Source organism: Acinetobacter proteolyticus, from assembly GCF_000367945.1.
Taxonomy (GTDB): Bacteria; Pseudomonadota; Gammaproteobacteria; order Pseudomonadales; family Moraxellaceae; genus Acinetobacter; species Acinetobacter proteolyticus.
In genome coordinates, this window is sequence record NZ_KB849179.1 from 211,946 (window position 1) to 233,315 (window position 21,370).

17 protein-coding genes are annotated in these 21,370 nt (G+C 40.9%); 12 read left to right on the forward strand and 5 right to left on the reverse strand.

The window, feature by feature from the left end; translation table 11 throughout:
- Window positions 1–43: 43 nt before the first annotated feature.
- A complete protein-coding gene (locus F993_RS15715; RefSeq protein WP_032812645.1) occupies window positions 44–418 on the reverse strand; it encodes an MCR_0457 family protein in 375 nt (124 codons plus the stop codon).
- Between the two features lie 326 nt (window positions 419–744).
- On the opposite strand from F993_RS15715, the gene surE reads away from it, so the two are divergent.
- The 3 genes from surE (at window position 745) to F993_RS15700 (ending at window position 3,525) form a co-directional block, all read left to right on the forward strand.
- The gene (gene surE, locus F993_RS15710) at window positions 745–1,515 is read left to right on the forward strand and encodes a 5'/3'-nucleotidase SurE (RefSeq protein WP_004652828.1); all 771 of its coding nucleotides are present in this window, start codon (window positions 745–747) and stop codon (window positions 1,513–1,515) included.
- A gap of 119 nt (window positions 1,516–1,634) precedes the next feature.
- On the forward strand, window positions 1,635–2,459 hold the full coding sequence (locus F993_RS15705) for a peptidoglycan DD-metalloendopeptidase family protein (protein ID WP_004652829.1): 825 nt from the start codon (window positions 1,635–1,637) through the stop codon (window positions 2,457–2,459).
- A gap of 136 nt (window positions 2,460–2,595) precedes the next feature.
- Window positions 2,596–3,525, forward strand: a complete 930-nt coding sequence (locus tag F993_RS15700; protein WP_004652830.1) for a LysR family transcriptional regulator — start codon at window positions 2,596–2,598, stop codon at window positions 3,523–3,525.
- A 44-nt stretch (window positions 3,526–3,569) separates the two neighbouring features.
- On the opposite strand, the gene F993_RS15695 is transcribed toward F993_RS15700, so the two are convergent.
- Window positions 3,570–6,200 carry a Lon protease family protein gene (locus F993_RS15695; RefSeq protein ID WP_004652831.1) on the reverse strand — a complete coding sequence of 877 codons (2,631 nt, stop codon included), beginning with the start codon at window positions 6,198–6,200 and terminating at the stop codon, window positions 3,570–3,572.
- A gap of 186 nt (window positions 6,201–6,386) precedes the next feature.
- Between F993_RS15695 and F993_RS15690 the strand changes: the two genes are divergently transcribed.
- The 4 genes from F993_RS15690 (at window position 6,387) to rpmE (ending at window position 10,775) form a co-directional block, all read left to right on the forward strand.
- Window positions 6,387–8,561 carry an AmpG family muropeptide MFS transporter gene (locus F993_RS15690; protein WP_004652832.1) on the forward strand — a complete coding sequence of 725 codons (2,175 nt, stop codon included), beginning with the start codon at window positions 6,387–6,389 and terminating at the stop codon, window positions 8,559–8,561.
- Window positions 8,562–8,563: 2 nt separating this feature from the next.
- Window positions 8,564–8,965 carry a lactoylglutathione lyase gene (gene gloA / locus F993_RS15685; RefSeq protein ID WP_004652833.1) on the forward strand — a complete coding sequence of 134 codons (402 nt, stop codon included), beginning with the start codon at window positions 8,564–8,566 and terminating at the stop codon, window positions 8,963–8,965.
- 417 nt (window positions 8,966–9,382) lie between these two features.
- Entirely contained in the window at window positions 9,383–10,351 is a 969-nt protein-coding gene (locus F993_RS15680; protein ID WP_004652834.1) for a bile acid:sodium symporter family protein, read from the forward strand.
- Between the two features lie 199 nt (window positions 10,352–10,550).
- The gene (gene rpmE, locus F993_RS15675; RefSeq protein ID WP_004652835.1) at window positions 10,551–10,775 is read left to right on the forward strand and encodes a 50S ribosomal protein L31; all 225 of its coding nucleotides are present in this window, start codon (window positions 10,551–10,553) and stop codon (window positions 10,773–10,775) included.
- 89 nt (window positions 10,776–10,864) lie between these two features.
- Here rpmE and F993_RS15670 read toward each other — a convergent pair whose 3' ends face one another.
- From F993_RS15670 to epmB, 3 genes are read right to left on the reverse strand one after another with little or no spacing between them, the layout of a single operon-like run.
- Window positions 10,865–12,955, reverse strand: a complete 2,091-nt coding sequence (locus F993_RS15670) for an EAL domain-containing protein (RefSeq protein WP_004652836.1) — start codon at window positions 12,953–12,955, stop codon at window positions 10,865–10,867.
- Window positions 12,937–14,691: a hypothetical protein gene (locus F993_RS15665; protein ID WP_004652837.1), complete on the reverse strand. Its 1,755-nt coding sequence runs from the start codon at window positions 14,689–14,691 to the stop codon at window positions 12,937–12,939. The genes F993_RS15670 and F993_RS15665 overlap by 19 nt, the downstream gene beginning before the upstream one ends.
- A gap of 13 nt (window positions 14,692–14,704) precedes the next feature.
- Window positions 14,705–15,721 (reverse strand): EF-P beta-lysylation protein EpmB, encoded by a 1,017-nt coding sequence (gene epmB / locus F993_RS15660; protein ID WP_004652838.1) that lies wholly within the window; start codon window positions 15,719–15,721, stop codon window positions 14,705–14,707.
- A gap of 354 nt (window positions 15,722–16,075) precedes the next feature.
- Here epmB and efp point away from each other — a divergent pair, with 354 nt between their 5' ends.
- The 5 genes from efp (at window position 16,076) to F993_RS15635 (ending at window position 21,368) form a co-directional block, all read left to right on the forward strand.
- Entirely contained in the window at window positions 16,076–16,645 is a 570-nt protein-coding gene (gene efp / locus F993_RS15655; protein WP_004652839.1) for an elongation factor P, read from the forward strand.
- Window positions 16,646–16,991: 346 nt separating this feature from the next.
- Window positions 16,992–19,094, forward strand: coding sequence for a carbon starvation CstA family protein (locus F993_RS15650; RefSeq protein WP_004652840.1), 2,103 nt, complete (start codon window positions 16,992–16,994; stop codon window positions 19,092–19,094).
- Between the two features lie 2 nt (window positions 19,095–19,096).
- On the forward strand, window positions 19,097–19,399 hold the full coding sequence (locus tag F993_RS15645) for a YbdD/YjiX family protein (protein WP_004652841.1): 303 nt from the start codon (window positions 19,097–19,099) through the stop codon (window positions 19,397–19,399).
- A 78-nt stretch (window positions 19,400–19,477) separates the two neighbouring features.
- Window positions 19,478–20,437 carry an AAA family ATPase gene (locus F993_RS15640; protein ID WP_004652843.1) on the forward strand — a complete coding sequence of 320 codons (960 nt, stop codon included), beginning with the start codon at window positions 19,478–19,480 and terminating at the stop codon, window positions 20,435–20,437.
- Window positions 20,438–20,450: 13 nt separating this feature from the next.
- Window positions 20,451–21,368, forward strand: a complete 918-nt coding sequence (locus F993_RS15635; RefSeq protein WP_004652844.1) for a DUF58 domain-containing protein — start codon at window positions 20,451–20,453, stop codon at window positions 21,366–21,368.
- Window positions 21,369–21,370: the final 2 nt, after the last annotated feature.

The following is a 21,370-nucleotide window of genomic DNA, read 5'->3' on the forward strand; positions in this document are numbered from 1 at the left end:
AAATCATTCAATTGTTAAAACCACATCAGATTTTTAAAAGTAATTAACCTTCAAAGTTAAGGACTTCATCACAAACTGATTTTTGTTCAGCTTTATCCACTTCTGATGCTGCTTCACGAGCATCTTTCAGTAAAGTTTTAAATTCAGCATCTTTCTGTAAGCTGTCTAAAGAAGCAGATTTGTCAGAATAATTGCTGAGATATGAACCCACCATCTTTTTGATGTTTTGGTCAAATTTTGCATTTTTGCCAATCAAGTTTGGACACATTTCAATAAGCACTTGGGCATTGGCAATGTCATCTTTGATTAACGCATCTGCTTCTTTCACTGAAACCGCTTCATCAGCAAAAACGACAGGTGCCGCTAAAAGTGTGAAACTCACCCCGAAAATTCGAATAAAATTAGATAAATGTCTCATGGCTGTATAAATTTCTAATACCATGAAGACCTAAATATATATAATTCAAGGAATAATTCAATTGAAAAAACTGTTGAGTAAGCTGAGCTTAGTTGACACATCAACAATGTTGATGGCATGAATTGTATTAAGTTTAAGCGTTTAGCTTTGTTGAGTGTTGAGTTCACTTGTTATGCTGTTATTCACGAAAATAGACACAAATATGGTGATGAAACTTGACAAGAGGAGCGTCATTGCCTAGGTTTCATGCCTGATTTGAAATATGTTGGCTTAAACGCAAGGGATGACTGAAATCTCAGTTGTCCTCAAATAGAGAATAGATTCCAGTGAATATTTTGATCGCAAATGATGATGGTGTTTTTGCACCTGGATTGCAAGCTTTAGCGCAAGCATTAAAACCTTTGGGCCGCGTCGTGGTGGTTGCGCCAGAAAGTGAACGGAGTGGTTATTCCAGTGCTTTGACCTTGGATCGCCCTTTACGTCCTATACAAATTTCTGAAGATGTATGGGCAGTCAATGGAACGCCTGCAGATTGTGTTTATTTATCCATGAATGGGCTATTCGATTTTGAATTTGATTTGGTGGTAAGTGGCATCAACAGTGGTGCGAACCTCGGTGATGATGTGCTCTATTCAGGCACAGTAGGCGCAGCTTTTGAAGGGCGTTTGATGAAGCATCCTGCAATTGCAGTGTCTTTGGCAGGCTCTAATGTACGTTCTTATGAACATCCACAAAACTATGCCGTTGCGGCACAATGGGTACATGATTTTATTGCCAAAGGTCTCCCTGTATTGCCGCCACGTCATATTTTCAATATTAACATTCCAGATATTGAACAGATTAAGGGTGCGCAGGTAACCTATCAGGGGCGCCGTGCTCAATCTAAGCCTATTAGTAGTCATGTTGACCCACGTGGTCGTCAAGTCTATTGGATTGGATTGGCAGGAGAGGCGATTACTGATCCACAAGCCGTATCAAGTGATATTCAGTCCGATTTCTTTGCAGTTTCGAACGGTTATGTCAGCATTACACCGATTCAGATGGATGCAACTAACTATGCGGTGCTTGAAAATTTACATGCTCATGTAAATGGTTAGGCGTATGAATGTTATAACTTTGTGAATATAGAATGTGAGAACTCGTTTTTTCTCACTTTTTTGGTACTCTTAGGCGCAAATGTAATAATGAATTAAGGTTTTTTTCGATGAGGGCGAAGATGCACTTAAACCATGTCTCGGTTTTTCTATCACAGAAAATGATTAAAACAATCGTTTTGTCTATGGCGGTTGCGACAGTGGCAGTTATGACGGGTTGTGCATCTAAACCGCAAGTAAATGGTGGGTCGCGTTATGTGCAAGCACCGAACTATTACACCGTCCGTTCGGGTGATACTTTAAGTGCGATTTCAAACCGGTATGGTTTGAACTACCTGGATGTTGCTGCATTAAATGGTATTGCTCCACCTTATCGAATTTACGTCAATCAGTCTTTGCGTCTAAAAGGCTCTGTGGCGCAGCGTACAACCTCTACGCAAGCTATGACACAAACCACACCAATTCAACGTCAAAGTATTAATTTACCAACTCAGCAACCTGTTGCTCCAAAAACGCAGCCTGTTGTACCAAGACCCGTTGTTCCAGCCGTACCTGTAAATCCATCTACCACATTGGCTTCGAGTTTACGTTGGGTGAAACCATCGAATGGACCAATTATTCAAAGCTATAATATGGCGAGTAATGTAAAAGGTACGCGTTACGGTGGTAATGAGGGTGATCCAATTTTTGCAGCTGCAAATGGTCAAGTCGTCTATGCAGCAGATGGCTTAAAAGAGTACGGCAATCTCGTCTTGGTTAAGCATATTGATGGTTATATCACTGCTTATGCACATAACAGCAAAATGCTAGTGAAGAGTGGTGATACGGTAACGGCTGGACAGAAAATTGCAGAGATGGGTTCTTCTGGTGCTTCGCGTGTCATGATGGAGTTCCAAGTCCGTTTAGATGGAAAACCTGTGAATCCTGTCACAGTTTTACCAAATTAACCTTAAGATTATTAACAATATTTCAATTATTTATTAATAATCCTCTAGTGCGTAAATAGACTTCCTTGTATACTGAAATGAGATTGCTTTCATTAGAACAATAAGCATATTAATAAATTAAGGTAGAGGGAAGTCTATGCTAGATCAACTGCGTGCTATGGGGGTCTTCGCCTGTGTTGTGGAAAAAAGCTCATTTAGCGGTGCTGCTAGAGAGTTAGGAATTACAACCAGCGCAGTCAGTCAACAAATCCGTTCTTTAGAACAAGAAATGGATGTTACGTTACTCCATCGTTCAACCCGAAAACTCAGTCTCACAGAAGCTGGACAGGCTTTCTTTTTAAGTTGCCAAGAAATGTTGGCTGCGGCAGAACGTGGCAAGATTCGAATCAATGAACTACGGGATGATTTGGTTGGCGATTTGCGTATTGCAACGACACCAGAATTAGGTGCATTACATATCATTCCTGCACTTTCGCATTGGATGTCAGCACATAAAGGCTTGGCTATTCACTTTGAAGCAGATCATCGTTATATTGACTTAATCGAAGAACGGATTGATATCGCAATTCGTATGAGTCTAAAGGCGGATGATCACCACTTGTCTGCCGTGCCTTTAGCGCGAGTAGATCAAGTATTGGTCGCTTCACCAAGTTATCTCAATCAAGCACAGCCAATCACACGTCCTGAAGATTTGCGCCATCATGAGTTGCTTCCAATCACGCTCATGCAAAACTATCAACACTTTGCATTTCGTCATGGGACGAGCGGAGAAGTCGTTAACGTTGATATGAAGTCACGTTTAGGCACCAATAATGTTTTTGTTGCGAAATCATTGTGTCAACAAGGCCATGGTGTCGCGCGTATCCTATATATGGATATCCAAAAAGAATTAGTAAATGGTTCTTTGGTTGAAGTTTTACCCGATTGGCAATTACCAGCCTATACCTTGCATGCTTTAACCTCTAAGCGTGAGCAATATCCAATGAAAGTGCATCGCTGTATTGATGCGCTGAAGCAATACTTTGCTCAGTTACCTGGTGGACGTTCCTTGCAGGGCGTAGCCTAATAAAAAAGCCATGCTCCGAAAGGAACATGGCTTTTTTCTTCACTCTATTTTCGTTTCTTTTTGCTGAGAGGTTTTAAGCTTTTTGCTTCAACCGCAGTTTCTTCATTGGTTTTTGCTGCAAGCTCGTCTTTTTTGGTCTTTTTGCGTTTTTTCTTTTTCTTTGGTTCGTCATCTTCAACTGCTTCACCATCTTCAATCGCTTGCCAATACTCAAGTTGTTCCATCACTGCTGCATAAATCGAGTTTTTGGTATAACGACCTTTCTTATCGAGCGTTCCGACTGGACGCGCCATTAAGATCTCTAAAGCTTGGTCAATGGTATCAATCGCGTGAACATGGAATTGACCGGTTTGTACAGCATCACTCACATCTTGACGTAACATCAAGTGCTGCATATTTTGACGCGGAATGATAACCCCTTGTTTGCCGGTTAGGCCTTGTAATTTACAGGCATCGTAGAAGCCTTCAATTTTGGCATTGACACCACCAATCGGCTGTACTTGGCCCAACTGGTTCATCGAACCAGTAATTGCCCAAGACTGATCGATCGGGATTTGACAGATCGCAGAGATCAGCGCTGAAAGTTCTGCAACTGTGGCACTATCACCATCGACTTGCCCATAACTCTGCTCAAAAGCCAAAGCAGCAGAGAAGTGTAGTATTTGTTCACGACCAAAATGAGCTTTTAAGAAGCTCGACATCAGCAAGACACCTTTGGCATGTAGGGAACCACCTAACTCAACACTGCGTTCGATATCGAGGATATCACCGCCACCTTGATACACAGATGCAGTTAGACGAGACGGAAGACCAAACTCAACATCGGCATAGTGAATCACAGAGAGGGCGTTGATCTGGCCAAGACGATGTCCTGAGGTCTCAATCAGCTGGGTGCCACGAGAAAGATCCTGCCAATACAGCTCACGTAAATAGCCTAAGCGGTATTGACGATGATGTAAGGCTTGATTGACATGTTGATCAGTCACAATTTTGTCATCGGCTTTAAACGCGTGATGATGCGCTTCGCGAATGAGATCACCGAGAGTGGATGCATGAAGTGACAATGAGCTTTGGTCTTCAGCTTGGCGACTAGAATCTGTCAACAAAGCTGCAAGTGCAGAACGATCAAATGGAAGAAGTTTATCTGCTTGCACATAATCAGCAATCAGCTGCATATAAGCCTGCTCATTACTGTCATTACGTTGTAATGTATCGGTAAAGTCAGCACGGATTTTAAAGACGCTGCCCAGTTCGGGTTCAACTTCCAAAATTTCATAATAAATTTCAGGCTCTGCCAATAAAACCACTTTAATATCAAGTGGAACAGAAGCAGGTTCAATCGAAATACTGCCTGTTAAAGTCAGCATATGCTCGAGTGATGAAAGCTTGAGTTGTCCAGATTTTAAAGCACGCTTTAGACCTTGCCATGCATAAGGCTGTTCAAGCAATTGCTCCGCTTCAAGCATGAGAAAACCACCATTGGCTTGATGTAAAGAGCCTGGGCGAATTAATGTGAAATCGGTAGTAATGGTGCCGTTATGTGTCAATTGCTCAACATGACCCAATAAATTGTAATGGGTTGGGAAGTCTTCAAAAATTACGGGAGCACCGCTATTCGGTTTGTTGGCTACAATCACATTGGCTTGATAGCGTGAAGGTACACGGTTAAATAAAGCAGGAGTAAAGTCATCTTCCTCTTGCTCTAAAATCAGCTCAACATTATCAATAATATCTTCAGCATAATGCTTTAGATATAAGTCTAGGCCTTTCACTTCTTTGTTTTTGTTTAATAGCGACTCAACACGTGGCATGACTACTTGGGTCGCGATATCGCGATTCAAACTTGATACTTGGTCACGGGCATCATCTTCCAAATCACCAAGATGCAGACCCAAGCGCTCAAGTTTTTTCTCCATATATCGCATATTGGTATTAATTTCAGCACGCTCTTTGCTACTGAGTGCATTTAGATCATTTTGGTTTAGCTCGTGATATTCATCATCGCGTAATTGCATTGGAATAAACACATGCTTGTCATTGCGAGAAACCAATTTTAGATCAAGCCCTTCGCCTTCTTTGGTGAGTTCAACCAAAGCTTGCTGTTGCACATCGCCAGTATCCTGACGGATACGTTCAATACGATTGTGGTAACTTTCTGCGCTAAAGCGACGCTCAAGCTGCTTTAAAATGATTTGCCATGCTTGTTGCAATGCATTTTGAAATTTGCTGCCTTGTCCCGCAGGGAAGCGTAGCGCAATTGGTTGTCTTGGATTTTTAAAGTTATTGACGTAGACCCAGTCGTTTGGCGTCGGCATAGTTTTGGCGTGTTGCTGGAGTAAACGTTTGATCATGGTACGTTTACCAAGGCCTGCTGTGCCTACAGCAAAAATGTTATAGCCTGAGTAAGGGAGTGAAATACCTGCTTCAACAGAAGCGCGTGCTCGGTCTTGCCCCAAAAAATTATTGAGCGGTTTAATTCGTTTAGTTGAACTCGGAATTTCTGCGAGGTCTGGAATATGCGTCAGTTGATCGGCACGTAAAGCGGTTTTAATCAGAGTTGCTTGTATTTCCGTCTGCTCAAAGGCACTAGGTAAAGAGTTTATATTTGCGGTGATAGTGTTTGTTGGTGTTAAAGATAAAGTTGTTGCAGTCATCTGATCGAGTTTTTGGGTCACTGTTGCTATCCAACAAATAAACTAAAGTTGAGTAATTAAAGGTATACAGTTTTAGCCCCAAAGATCAAGCGAACTTGTGTTTTTTATCGACAAAACAAAAGAATGATTGCATAAAGCAACTTGCAAGCGAGGGCAAGAAACGATTGAATAAGCACATTCGCGAATGTTCATGGAAAATAATAACCAATGACAACTCAAGCCTCTGGTTGGGCGTCGGCATTTAAAGCTTTTTTAGATCGCCGTGCGCTGATTATGTTATTTCTTGGCTTCTCTGCGGGGATTCCAATTTTATTGATTTTTTCTAGTCTATCGTTATGGCTAGGTGAGGCTGGTATTGATAAAAGTGCGGTCACTTTTTTTAGTTGGGCTGCGTTAGGTTATTCCTTTAAATTTGTTTGGGCGCCATTAATTGATGAATTACCCGTCCCATTTTTAACCAAGAGTTTAGGTCGTCGTCGTGCTTGGTTGCTGATAGCGCAATGTTTGATTATCTGTGCAATTTGTATCATGGCTTTTTCAGATCCAGCACTTGGGCGGAGCTATTTAATTCAAATGGCCTTTGGTGCAGTATTGCTGGGCTTTTCTGCTGCAACACAAGATATTGTGATTGACGCTTACCGTATTGAGCTGGCTGAGACTGAAATGCAAACTGTTTTAGCGTCAACTTACAATGCCGGTTATCGTATCGGGATGATTGTGGCGGGTGCAGGGGCTCTGTTTTTGGCAGCATATCTTGGAACAGCCAAAGGCAATTATATCTACGAAGCTTGGAAATATACCTATTTAACCATGGCTGCAGTGATGGTGGTGGGGATTATCACCACCTTAAGTGTACGAGAACCACAAGTAAATCGTGTGTATAAGCATTATAAAACCACAGATTATTATCGTTTAGTGTTTGTGTTTTTTATCGCGGTTGCAACCTTTGTCTGTTGTTATATCTATTCGGATGACGTGGTTCAGTATTTGCAAACCCAATGGAAAATTAATGACAGCATACTGAAATTTTTAATGGAGACGGTCCGGTTTCTTGGTTCAGGTGCGGGTGCTATTTTTGTCGCTTCTTTACTCATTAAATTTGGTGTGGTGAATAAGCAGATGGCTCATGAAACATGGGTCGCACCGATTCTAGATTTCTTTAAACGCTATGGGATGAAACTGGCGTTAGTTTTATTACTTTTGATTGGTTTCTTCCGTATCTCTGACATTATTGCAGGGGTAATTTCCAATGTGTTCTATCAAGATTTAAATTTTAGTAAGGAACAGATTGCTGAAGCGGTCAAAATTTACGGTGTAATATTTAGCTTGGTTGGTGGTTTCTTGGGAGGTTTGCTTGCACAGCGTATGAACATTATGAAACTTATGTTCGTTGGTGCGGTGTTGGCAAGTTCGACCAATTTGATCTTTATCGGTTTGGTTAAATCTGGCAAGCCTTTGGATCAGGTTGAAGTTCAAGTCGGCCATCAACATTATCAAGTTCAAACCGATGAGGTCGGTTATTGGAAGTTACAAGTCCCAAATGAAGTCTTAGCTAAAGCGAATACAGTTCAGGTCAGTACTCAGTATCAAAAGCAAGCGGACTCGAAGACTCAGTTTGAAGTTCCTTATTTGGTGAACACCCAACACGCCCAGATTCAACTGCTACCAATGAGTGGTGATGATCAACTCACGCCGAAAGAGTTAAAGCAAAGTCTGGTCATTAAGGGGCAGTTAGCTGGTGTAAAAGCTGAGCAGCTCAATACAGAAAGGCCGGTTGTTTTAACATTAGATGGGCAGGAGTTTGTAGCGAAAGTGGATCAAAATGGCTTATTCACGGGCGTGATTGATGGCAAAATTCTGCAAGCTTCACCGACCAAGACCATTACAGCTTTGGCTAATTTAAACAACAATACGAGCAATGAATTATTGGCAACTCGACAATATCACGTCGATACGGCATCTCATGCAGAAACGGATCTAAATGTTGATATTCAACCGATTGCAGTGGTTGATCCAGCTCAATCAGGTATGGTTGAATTGTCTGGTAAAGTGATTAAAAGCTATAGTTCATTATGGTTATATTTTGCCATTATTGTCGATAATTTAGCCTCAGGTTTAGCAGGTGCGGCATTTATTGCCTTTTTATCGAGTTTAACCAGCGTATCATTTACCGCAGTTCAATATGCGATTTTCAGTTCATTAATGACTTTAACACCAAAATTATTGGGTGGTTATTCAGGAACGATTGTCAGCAATATCGGTTATCCGAATTTCTTTTTAATGACGACTTTAATTGGTATTCCAATTTTAGTTTTAGTGGTCTGGGTGGCAAAACTGTTACGCGATCATGAAAAACAAACAACTCAACAGACAGGTGAATAACTATGCGCATGTTACATACGATGCTACGAGTAGGTAATTTAGAACAATCTTTGAAGTTCTACACTGAGGTACTTGGTATGAAATTGCTACGCCAACGTGATTACGAAGAAGGGCGTTTTACCTTGGCTTTTGTGGGTTATGGTGATGAAGCAAATAATACTGTGCTTGAGCTTACGCATAACTGGGACACAGCCAGCTATGATTTAGGCAATGCTTATGGTCATATCGCCATTGGTGTTGATGACGCTTATAAAGCCTGTGAAGGGATTAAAGCACGAGGTGGTAAAGTCGTACGTGAAGCGGGTCCAATGAAAGGTGGTGTTACTGTAATTGCCTTTGTTGAAGATCCAGATGGTTATAAAGTTGAATTGATTCAACAGGATCAAAATGCACGTAATAACTAGGGTCTGTTGACATTTCACTTTACGAGCTATAGCTCTCATTGCGACAGAGGATGTTTTTTAGACGGTGCAAGGCAGGTTTTGTGAAACCTAGTTATTCTAGGTAAGCAAGACCTAACACAGTAGCGGCAAAAAACATTCCTGTCCCGTAGGGTTATGGCTAAAACTTCCATAAACCGCGTTATGAAACTTGACAAGGGAATGCCATTGCCAGCGTTTCATGCCTTGTTTATGTCATTTTAGCCGATAACGCAAGGCATGGCTGAAATGTCAATAGACCCTCTCTTTGGTCTACTTAGTCCAAGATTTCTAATCTAAAGCCCTAGCTTTATTTATATAGCCCAGTATGATGAGTCGATCAAATGGTCAACAACATCATATTGGGCTTTATAATTTTTAGTAAATAGGTAAGGATAAGTTATGTTGAAGCTATTGGCATTGGATCGCTTTACACTATTATTAGTTGCAATGGTGGCACTGGCGACTTTCTTGCCAGTCTCGGGGCAGATTGCGCATTATTTTAATATTCTCACGACAGTCGCCATCGCTGTGCTGTTCTTTTTACATGGCGCCAAGTTGTCACGTGAGGCTGTGGTAGAAGGGATGCTGCATTGGAAAATGCATGCGTTGGTGTTCGCTTTTACTTTTTTGATTTTCCCTGCAATCGGGTTGCTGGCTAAACCTGTGTTAGAGCCAATGTTAGGACAGCAACTGTATTGGGGCTTCCTGTTTATGTGCTTCTTGCCGTCGACTGTACAATCCTCCATTGCATTTACCTCAATGGCTAAGGGGAATGTGGCTGCTGCTGTGTGTAGTGCATCTTTCTCCAATATTATCGGGATGTTCATTACTCCGATTTTGGTCAGCTATTTTATTTTAGGACAAAGTCAACATGGCTTTGATCCAACCACATCAATTATTCAAATCACTTTGTTATTGTTGGTTCCTTTTATTCTGGGGCAGTTGCTTCGACCTTATGTTTTCCCGTATATGGTTAAAGTACCCAGTATCGTCAAAGCATTTGATCAGGGATCAATCTTAATGGTGGTCTATGGGGCATTCAGTAGTGCGGTGGTGGCTGGTTTGTGGCATCAAGTCAGTGGTTTAACCTTGTTGTATCTGGTGCTGGCATGTTCGGTGTTATTGACCATCGTGATGCTGCTTGCTTTGTATATTCCTAAGTGGTTGGGCTTTAATCATGCTGATCAAGTCACGATCTTCTTCTGTAGCTCTAAGAAAACCTTGGCGAGCGGGGTGCCAATGGCACAAATTCTGTTCATTGGACAGCCATTAGGGATGATAGTGCTGCCAATTATGATTTTTCATCAAATCCAGTTGATGGTCTGTGGCATGATTGCGAACCATTGGTCAAAATCAAATCAGGAATAGTTCGCAAAATTAAATTTTTTGGCGTATAATGCTTGCCACTTGTTGGCTTTGCTCTGACCGTTAGCGTCTCGGTGGGTCAAAAGAAATGGTCTGTTATGGTGTTGATCTGCAAGTGTGAAAACACTTTGCTTTCCTCAAATTGAGAGTGATCAATTGCGATAACAGCTTAAGCCTTTCTTACTAAATAGGAGCATCGACCATGCGCGCCGATATTCACCCTAAATATGAAAAATTAGTTGCTACTTGTTCATGTGGTAACGTAATCGAAACTCGTTCTGCTCTTGGTAAAGAAACTATTTACCTTGATGTATGTTCAGCTTGCCACCCATTCTATACTGGTAAACAAAAGAATGTGGATACAGGCGGCCGTATCGACAAATTCAAACAACGTTTCTCTGGTATGTCACGTTCTATCAAACGTTAATATCAAGAAAGAAAAAAACGGGCATTATGCCCGTTTTTTTGTACCTATATTTTTATCGATAATGTATATAGACAGTGATGTACAAGACCTTATTGGTCTTGTACATCGGTTAGGCGATCAAGCTTTTTCTGGAAGTAGTTGCCTTGTAAGAATCGCGCTTCAACATTCCATGCATTGGCAAATAGGTTCATGTCGTTCAGCTCCATCAAGAAAATTTCCACTGGCTTTTGGCCAATAAAATGCAGGATTTTTTCTTGTAAGTTTGCAATATCTTTTTCAGAGGCAAGCATTTTGGTCAATTTGCCATGTAGACTCAAATATTGCGCATCAATCTGTTGCAGCATCGAATCGCTATAGAGTGAATCACCAAAACCTCGAATTGAAACTTCGGCACCATGTTGACGTAACAAGGCAATTTGTGGCTGTGCTTGTGACAGGTTCTGTTGCAGTGCTTGTTCAGAGAATTGCAGAATTAATGGGTGTGCTTGTTTACTGCCAATAATAGTCAATAATTTTGCAACTAATTCCGGCAATTTTTTATCATTTAATAAGACGTGATGGTTCAGATTAACAATCAGTTTGGCCTTCGGATATTGGGTAATAAAGTTATGCAATTGCTTGCAAGCTTCTACCAGAATCCAGCGATCAAGTTGCACAGAGAGCTCGACATCATCTTTAAGATCAGCCAGATCACTTAAGTCTTGCCATTGATTATTATAGATAAAGCCGCCAGAAACCTCATAAGTATGCGTATGCTGGTCTTGTTTATCATAAAGCTGTTGATATTTAAGATGGATATCACCCGCATCCAGTTTTTGTTTAAGCTCTTGCAACAGGCTTAATTGGACTTTGGCTGGAATGTGTTCGGTCGTTAAACCAATATCACTATCAATTTTTGGGCTGTTGAATACGGGTAAAGTTGCAGTAAATGCTTTGCTTAAAACTTGCTCGAAAAGCGCTTCATCTGGAATGGCCTGCGCAAGTTCGCAATAACCTAATTTAAGATGCAGAGGAAAGGTATGTTGAGCAGTCGCTAAAAGTTGTGGCTTCTGCAAGCTGTTTAAACCGATCAGCAATGAATTTAAAACATTCTTGGATTCAGCTTGAAATAAGGCAACGTAGAGAGTGCTATCGACTTGATAAACAGGAACACTGACTTGTTCTTTGATAAAGTTTTGGATATTGGCAAAATAAGCTTTAGTGCTACGCCAATCGCTTTGGAAAACCTCATTTGGGCAGTTGCTCAGACTAAAAAGGACCACAGCATTGGCATTGGCTGGGTGATTGGTGAGTTGTCGATTAATCTGTTGTAAGGCACTATTTAAACTGGATACTTTTTCAGATGAAACGACGGTTGCGGGTGCTGCTGCCGCTTGTGATGATGATCCACATTCAATATTGAGTTGAATTTCTTCTTCATTGCCTGAAGGTAAAAATTCAATATGCAATGGATTATTTTTTACGGTTGGGTTTTGAGTACGCAGCTCAAAACGTCCTTGCTCGAACTGGCCTTGCGAAATCTTTTTAAAGCGTAGCTTAAATTGCGCTAAATCTTCAGGTTGTAATACATCAAGGATGGGTAAGCCAATCAGCTCATCTTCACTGGAAAATCCAAATAAATGAGCATATTCAGTATTGGCACTGATATGGATACCTTCTTGCAAAATCGCGACGGCTTTATGTGTCTCAGCGACTAAGGATTGAGCCTGAGTTTGTGCTGCTTCTAATTCATTCAGTAGGCGGTGTTCAGCTTGAACCAGACGACTATAAGACAATGCTCGGATCAGGCTGATATAGAACGTTTCAGGTACTTTGAGATTCAAAACATCATAGATGCCTTTATGAATATAATTCTGATATTGATCAGTATTGTAGTCATCTGGTTCCAGTAATAATACAGGTAGGCTGGGCTGTGATGACGCTTGAATCAAAGACAGGGTCTGTTCGATTTTTAGGTCATAAGCGCGACCAAAAATCACAATATCCCATGGTAAATTCAACTGCTTTTCAAATGTTTTCAGATCATCCAATAAAGTTGCCTTGATTTGATGATCTTGTGCATTAAATATCGCTGCAATCTGATTATAACGAAGCTGGTTATCATCGATAATCAGTAAACGGGTCTCTGTCCGTTTGAGTTTTTTAGAGAGTAAAGAATTTCTCACTTCAATGCTTCCCATAAATCTTGATCAATTGTGTCCATATTTTTTTGTGCCATATATTTTTGAAGAACAGGAAGTTCCTCATCATTTAGCAGTTCAAACTCAAATTGAACAAAACTCTGGGTAATTAATTGTGCGTTTAATAAATACACTTTGACTTCCTCTTTCCCCAATCTTAAATGAACAGCTTGGTGTTCTCTAAAAATTTGTGAACCTGGTAAAATTAAAGTTGTTTTTGTTTCATCCAAATTTTGGTTTTTTAATAAAAGTGTTGGATGATAATTACTGATATGTCGATCTGCCTGTATGCGAACAGCACAAGGGAAGATCTCCTGTGCCAATACTTCTAAACCAAGTTCCAGACTTTTCTCGGTCGATTGTTTCAGCCAACGAATGACGCCTCCACGCCAATGTCCATGTGATGTTTCTTTAACTAAAATATACTCGCCTGTTCTTAGATTTTTAGGTGCTTCTCCAGACCATTTGATACGATAACCATTGACACTGATGTCCAAAATATCGGCTTGATAAACGGCTTTACTTTCACGACTTAAACGTTGAATCGCAGACTCTTGGTTGTCAGAGGCGCTTTTTTTGTCCCAGGCAGACATAAATTTCGATTCATTTTGTAGGCCATAGCTATGGTCTAGCAATAAGGTCTCTGCGAAATTCTTGGCTTTGGACAGATAGAAGTGTGCAGTCAATAAACCAAAGCAAATATGCAACTGAGCTGAATATTCATAACGCTCATGACGGCGTTCTGCGGTGGTGCCTAAAATGGTTTGTACGTGGAACTTCAGCGCAGGGGTTAAGTAAATTTTTTCATTTTTGGAAATGTATTCTGCATTTTTATGCAGGGTTGCCGTGACATGGTCGAGTAGACCATGGGTACTGATAAAAATATTTGGGTTAAAGCCAGAACTTTGTTTTTTATTATAAATGGGTGGGTGGTCTTTGCTGGTATCAACGACATACTTGGTTAAATCAGTTTCTTTAGCCAAGATTTGAACCATTTTGGCCCAGTCAAAACTACACTGAAATAACGCTTGAATTTCAGATTGACGAATTTGATTGGTATTAAAAATATCCATCAAAATCAATTGTGCATAGGCCTGAGTAATATTGGTAATCGAACTTGGTTTACCTTGAGACTGATCTAAATTGGTATGTTGGTATTTATGTGTTACTGCGGCATCATAAAGCTGATGAGCAATTAACCACTGTCCAGCAACGGGTTCGCTATACAACATATGTTGTTGATAGAGTAACTGGGTCAGTTGCTGTAAAGATTGAAAGGTAGCAAGTGTTCTTGCGGTTTGCAGATTCTTCTTTTGATTCAAGGCGAAAATAGAAAATTTTTGCTGATCGAGCTGGTCATTACTACGGCGTACAATATTGATGTAAATAGCAGCAAAATAACAACGTAATAGCATCGCCAATTCGATGATATGCTCATTACGGTCAGAACTGATTACACCTTGATTAAAAAAGTTTTTTTCCAAGCTACCCAAAACATTTTCTATGGTCGGGTGTAAAACTTGGATTAAATCGAATCTTAAAGTTTCAGAACATTCTAATTCACTGAGTTCTAATAAAGCAGCAAACAGTGCTTTGGAGGTATCACCCAATTGCATGATAGACAGGTCTGAAATCCATTCATTCAGGCTTTTTGAATTGGTATCGCAAAAACTCAGTTTGTCTCTTCTTAAGACCGTTGGAATTTGAAAAATATCCGAAAAAGCATTATTCATCATTGTGTTATCAATCTCAGAACGTTTGAACCCCAAAAAGCGGTGTTTTATTTTTTTCGCCCGCAATTTCCCTGACGAGTTTTGGGACGAGATATCCGGGTAAACTCGCTAATACATCACTGTATATTTGATCTATCTCTGAAGATCTTAAATCAAAATGCTGAGCACCTTTGACTTTATCCAAAACATGAAGGTAATAGGGCATTACTCGTGCGTCAAATAAACGGAGACTCAAGTCATTTAAAGTTTCTGCAGCATCATTCACACCTTTGAGTAAAACCGCCTGATTGAGCACGGTAATATGGTGAAGTGATAACTGTAATAACTTTGAGCAAGTGAAATCATCGAGTTCAGCTGCGTGGTTTGAGTGTACCACTACTACAATGCGTAGCCTACTGTTTTTTAATATAGAAATCAGCTCTTCATCAATACGATTCGGGATTACAATCGGAACCCGTGAATGAATTCTCAGTATCTTGATCTGAGGGAGAGATGCTAGACGTTCTAGCCACAAAGAAATTTTTCGATTGTTCAGTGTCAGTGGATCACCACCACTAAAAATTACTTCATTGATTTGCGGATTTTGCTCAATATATTGCTTAATGTTGATCCAGTCGTCATTTTTAGGCAAATTCTCTTGATATGGAAAATGGCGTCGAAAACAATAGCGACAATGAATGGCGCAGGCACCGGTTAAAGTCAGCAAGAAACGTGATTGATACTTGTGTAAAACCCCAGCCATTTGATTGGCTGCTTCTTCACCGAGAGGGTCGGTAACAAACTCTGGATGTTCTTCCAGTTCCAGATGGTGCGGTAGGACTTGCAGTAGCAAAGGGTCGAGTGGATCGCCAACGGTCATTTTTCCGACGAATGCACGCGGGACGCGCAATTTAAACTGTTCAGAGGCGAGGATTGCCCCTGATAATAGCTGATCGGTAGATAACTCAAGCAGATTTAACAGCTCTAAAGGATCAGTAATTAGATCACTGAGTTGTGATTGCCAGTTTTGCTCTTGATGTAAATAGTTTATCATGCCATACGTAAAAATAGTGTTAGCCGCAGCTGTGTGCCTAGTCTAGCATTGGGGCTTGTTTAACGTTCATATATGAATTGCGTTATCGGTTAAAATTTAATCATGCGAGGCGTGAAACGCAGGGAATGGCTATTCCCTTGCCAAGTTTCATAACGAAGTATGAGGAAATTTTAGCCATAACCCTACGGGACAGGGAGATTTTTTGTAGCTACTGCGTTATGTATGGTTCATTTAGAATAACTAAATTTCACCATCCATGCCTTGTATCGTCGAAAAAATCTCCTCTGTCGCAACCAAATATGAATGTTAAATAAGCCCATAAGATTTGATTTTTAAGTTTGGAGTGCGCCTTTCATGGCCTATTATTCTACAAATGATTTTAAAGCAGGCCTTAAGGTTATGCTTGATGGCAACCCATGTTCAATCATGGAAAATGAATATGTAAAACCAGGTAAAGGTCAAGCATTTAACCGTGTGAAATTACGTAACCTTCGCTCTGGTAAAGTATTAGAAAAAACATTCAAATCAGGTGACTCTTTAGAAGCAGCTGATATTGTAGAAGTAGAAATGGATTACCTCTACAACGATGGCGAAATGTGGAACTTTATGGATCCTGTATCTTTCGAGCAAATCGCTGCTGATAAAACAGCAATGGGTGATGCTGCGAAATGGTTAAAAGACGATTCTAATGAAAAATGTACGATTATGTTATTCAATGGCGTACCTTTAACTGTAAGCCCACCGAACTTTGTTGTGCTCAAAATTGTTGAGACTGATCCAGGTGTCCGTGGTGATACTTCTGGCGGTGGCGGTAAGCCTGCGAAACTTGAAACAGGTGCTGTGGTACGTGTTCCATTATTCGTACAGCAAGAAGAAAGCGTTCGTGTAGATACCCGTACTGGTGACTACCTAGAGCGTGCATAATTGTGCCTGTGTAGCTGAGCTACGCAAGATATACAATTATCGAAGGGGATGATGAACAATCATCCCTTTTTTTATGCCAAAGTATTAGATAAATAATTGAAGCTAGAAGGTAAACTTACAAAGATATTTCTTCTACAGAAAATATAGAAAGGGAAATCTAATAGGGTTTGTTGACATTTTTTGATGCCACTACGTTATCTTGCGTAGCTGTAATCGCTACTCATTATTTAGAATAGCTAAATTGCATAAAACATGCCTTGTGCCATCTATAAAATGTCCTCTGTCGCATGCATCTGTGAAATATCAACAGACCCTAGCCACGCGTTATGTATTTGAGAGGTTTTGAATGGAGACAACACAAGCAAAGTCAACACTTCCCTCGAAACTCCTTTGGAGTTTGGTTGCCATTGTTGGGGCAATTTCATTTGGGATATTGGCGGTCAGTCGTGGTGAGCATGTTAATGCGGTCTGGTTGGTTCTTGCCGCGGTCTGTGTATATAGCATTGCATATCGGTTCTATAGTTTATTTATTGCAAACAAAGTTTTTGAATTAAATCCTAAACGGTTAACTCCAGCTCATCGTCTCGCAGATGGTCTGGATTATGTTCCGACCAATAAATTTGTTCTATTCGGTCATCACTTTGCCGCGATTGCGGGCGCAGGACCTTTGGTTGGTCCAATTCTCGCAGCGCAAATGGGTTACTTACCTGGGACGATCTGGCTTTTGGTCGGGGTGGTGATTGCAGGCGCGGTACAAGATTTCCTTGTTCTATTTATCTCAACACGACGTGATGGTCGTTCTTTGGGAGAAATGGCTAAACAGGAACTGGGTACCTTTGCAGGCGTGATTGTGATGCTGGGTACGCTGGGCGTGATGATCATTATCCTTGCAGTGCTCGCATTGGTTGTGGTTAAAGCCTTGGCGCATAGCCCATGGGGTGTATTCAGTATTGCAGCTACCATTCCTATTGCATTATTCATGGGCATTTACATGCGTTATCTACGCCCAGGGAAAATTGCAGAGGTATCCATCATCGGTTTTGTATTGATGATGGCGGCGATTGTCTATGGGGGTGATGTTGCAAAAGACCCATATTGGGGGCAGTTATTTACCCTAAGTGGAACACAATTGACATGGGCATTGATCATTTATGGATTTATTGCCTCAGTGTTACCTGTTTGGTTGTTATTAGCACCACGTGACTACCTATCAACCTTTTTGAAAATTGGTGTGATTGCTGGCTTAGCCATCGGGATTATCTTTGCGATGCCTGATTTGAAAATGCCAGCGGTAACACATTTCATTGATGGTACAGGGCCTGTATTCGCAGGGAGTTTATTTCCTTTCTTGTTTATTACGATTGCTTGTGGTGCAATTTCAGGTTTCCATGCTTTGGTTGCGTCAGGTACAACCCCTAAACTGGTGGATAACGAAGTCAATATTCGTATGATCGGTTATGGCGGTATGTTGATGGAGTCTTTTGTTGGCATCATGGCGATGATTTGTGCGACAGTACTTGATCCAGGTATTTACTTTGCGATTAATGCGCCTGCAGCAGTTCTAGGAACCTCGGTTGAGACCGCTGCGGAAGCAGTGCGTAATCTTGGTTTCGTGGTGAGTCCAGAAATGTTGACCTTACTGGCTCAGGAAGTCGGTGAGAGTTCAATCCTGTCTCGTACAGGTGGTGCGCCTACATTTGCAATTGGTATGGCACATATCATTTCAGAGATTTTCAACAACCGCTCAATGATGGCGTTCTGGTATCACTTTGCGATTCTGTTTGAAGCATTATTTATTCTAACCGCGGTAGATGCAGGTACACGTGCTTGTCGTTTCATGGTGCAGGATACGGTAGGTATCGTGGTTCCAGCGATTAAACAATCGAGTTCATTCTTTGGGAACTTGGTCGGAACTTTTGTCGCGGTAGCAGGTTGGGGCTTCTTCGTTTACCAAGGTGTGGTTGACCCACTTGGTGGGATTAACTCCTTGTGGCCGTTATTTGGTATCGGTAACCAAATCTTGGCGTCCATGGCTTTAATTTTAGGAACCGTCATTTTATTCAAGATGAAAAAAGAGAAGTATGTTTGGGTGACCATTATCCCAACGATTTTCTTATTCATTACCTCGATGACGGCGGGTTGGCAAAAGATTTTCCATGAAAATCCAAAAATTGGCTTCCTTGCGCAAGCAAATCGTTTCTCGGATGCGATTGCACGTGGTGAGGTGCTTGCGCCAGCCAAAACCGTTGCTGAAATGCAGACCATTGTGATGTCAAATCAGATCAATGCAGCACTGTGTGGCTTCTTTATGATTGTTGCAATTGTGATGGTGATTGCTTCTATTGGCATTATCCGCAGAGCATTGGCAAGCCCAACTCCAACAGTAAACGAAGCACCAGCCGTTTATTCAGAAATCCCAATGACAGCGAATAGCATCAAAGGAGAGTAAGTATGGACTTTAAAATTGCTCGACAAGGCAGTGCGGTGATTGTGAAGATTATTAAGTTCACTATCATGTCACAAAAACATTTGCTTTTATCACCGAAGAATTGGTCACGGATTGCAGTGTTATGGCAACGTTTACAGCAGAGTTTTCGTTTGATGGTGGGTGTGCCTGACTATGAAACCTATGTCGAGCATATGAAAGCACATCATCCTGATCTAACCCCGATGGATGCCAAGACTTTTTATCGTCATTGTATTGATGCACGTTATCCTTCTGCGGGCGGTAATATGAAAAAATGCCCTTGCTAGAAATCATTTGATTTCGTTGAAAAAAAACCAAAACAGTGTATGTTGAAACATGCACTGTTTTATTTTGGGGAGAGGATGATGTGGGGCATGCAGCAGACTTCGGTTCAGCACAAAAAACAACAAAACCAAGCATTAGAACAAGATATTAAAAGTTTTGCACAGAAGATTGAGCACTTTTTGATTGAAGTGAATCAGTTGATTTTAGATAAGCCGCAACAAACCAAACTGGCTTTGACCTGCCTATTGGCTGGTGGTCATGTGTTGTTTGAAGATCTACCTGGATTGGGGAAAACCACATTAGCCAGTGCATTGGCGCGGCTAGCGGGATTGCATTTTCAGCGCATTCAATTTACCAATGATATGTTGGCCAGTGACGTGATCGGCATCAATATTTTTAATCAAAAAGAACATGTGTTTGAGTTTAAGCAAGGCCCAGTTTTTACTCAAATCTTACTTGCCGATGAAATTAACCGCTGTAGTCCTAAAACCCAAAGTGCCTTGTTAGAAGCAATGGAAGAAGGGGCTGTTACTGTAGATGGCGTCCATTATGAATTGCCACAACCTTTCTGGGTGTTGGCTACGCAAAATCCACTGTTTCAAAGTGGCACTTATGCATTGCCAGAGTCACAGTTAGACCGCTTTTTGATGCGATTGTCATTGGGCTATCCATCTCGTCAAGCAGAAAAATTATTATTACAACAAAGCTCACGTCAAGTTCTGATTCATCAATTAGATGCTGTGTTTAACCAAGCAGATATTTTGCATTTACGTGAATTGGCCAAACAGATCTTCCTCAGTGACGCTGTACTCAATTATATTTTAGATTTAGCTGCCGAAACACGTAAGCAACGCCATGGCCTGTCAACACGTGGAGTATTGGCACTGAAAGCCGCAGCACAAGCTTATGCGCTAGTTGAAGGACGCAGTTTCGTGACCACGGATGATGTACAAATGGTATTTGTGGCTGTAGTTGCACATCGTTTAAGTTTGGGTGAGATGGAGGTAAAACACCTGTTGCAGTCGGTTGAAGCATTGTAGGTGAGTACAAACTATGCAAACTGGACTTAAACAACAGGTCAATCAATGGATCGCAAAACGTTTCCAAATGGATCGTAGTAAAACCCTGCGACAAAAGGACGTTTTGGTTTTTATTTATAAACAAGGTTTTCTATATCTAGTCCTGATTCTAATTACCTTTATTGCTGGAATTAACTATGCAAACAATCTGATTTTAGGATTTTGCTTTTTAATCAGTGCCATTCTTTGTATTAGTTTTTATCTGACCTTTAAACAATTACATGATTTACAAATTGATGTTGTGATGCCTGAGGTTGGGCAGGTTGATCAAGTTCTCAGTTTAAAGTTGCTATTTAAACAATCGGTTGCTTCGGCACGCTACCTACGCATTGAATGGCAAACTCAAGAGCAATCGGTTTATATCGATCAAACTCAACACAGTGTTGAACTAGCAGTTATGCCAGACAAACGAGGGTTGTATGCATTTGAGACCATTAAAATTTATTCGACTTATCCTCTCGGTTTAGTCCGTGCTTGGACTTATTTATATCCAAAACATAAAGTCTGGGTTGCTCCAAAGGGCTATGATTGGCAGAAAGAGCATAAAAATAAGCCGACTTCTGCCCAAGATAGTTTAGATGAATTTAAAGAGTTACGTGGCTTCCAATACGGTGATTCTTATCAAAATGTGGCATGGAAACAGGTCGCACGTGGGCAGGGCTTTCTGATCAAAATGTTTGAAGCTCAGGCCAATCACCAGCATCTGGAAATTGACTATCAGCAGATTCCAGCTCAAAGCCATGAAGATAAATTAAGCTTTATGATGGGTTTGATTGAGCAATGTGAACAGTTAGGTGATGATTATGCACTTATTTTGCCGCATGCACGCTTGGAAAGCGGGCAGGGACAATCTCAGTTGATTCAGGCCAAACTTTTATTAGCGCAGGCATAATG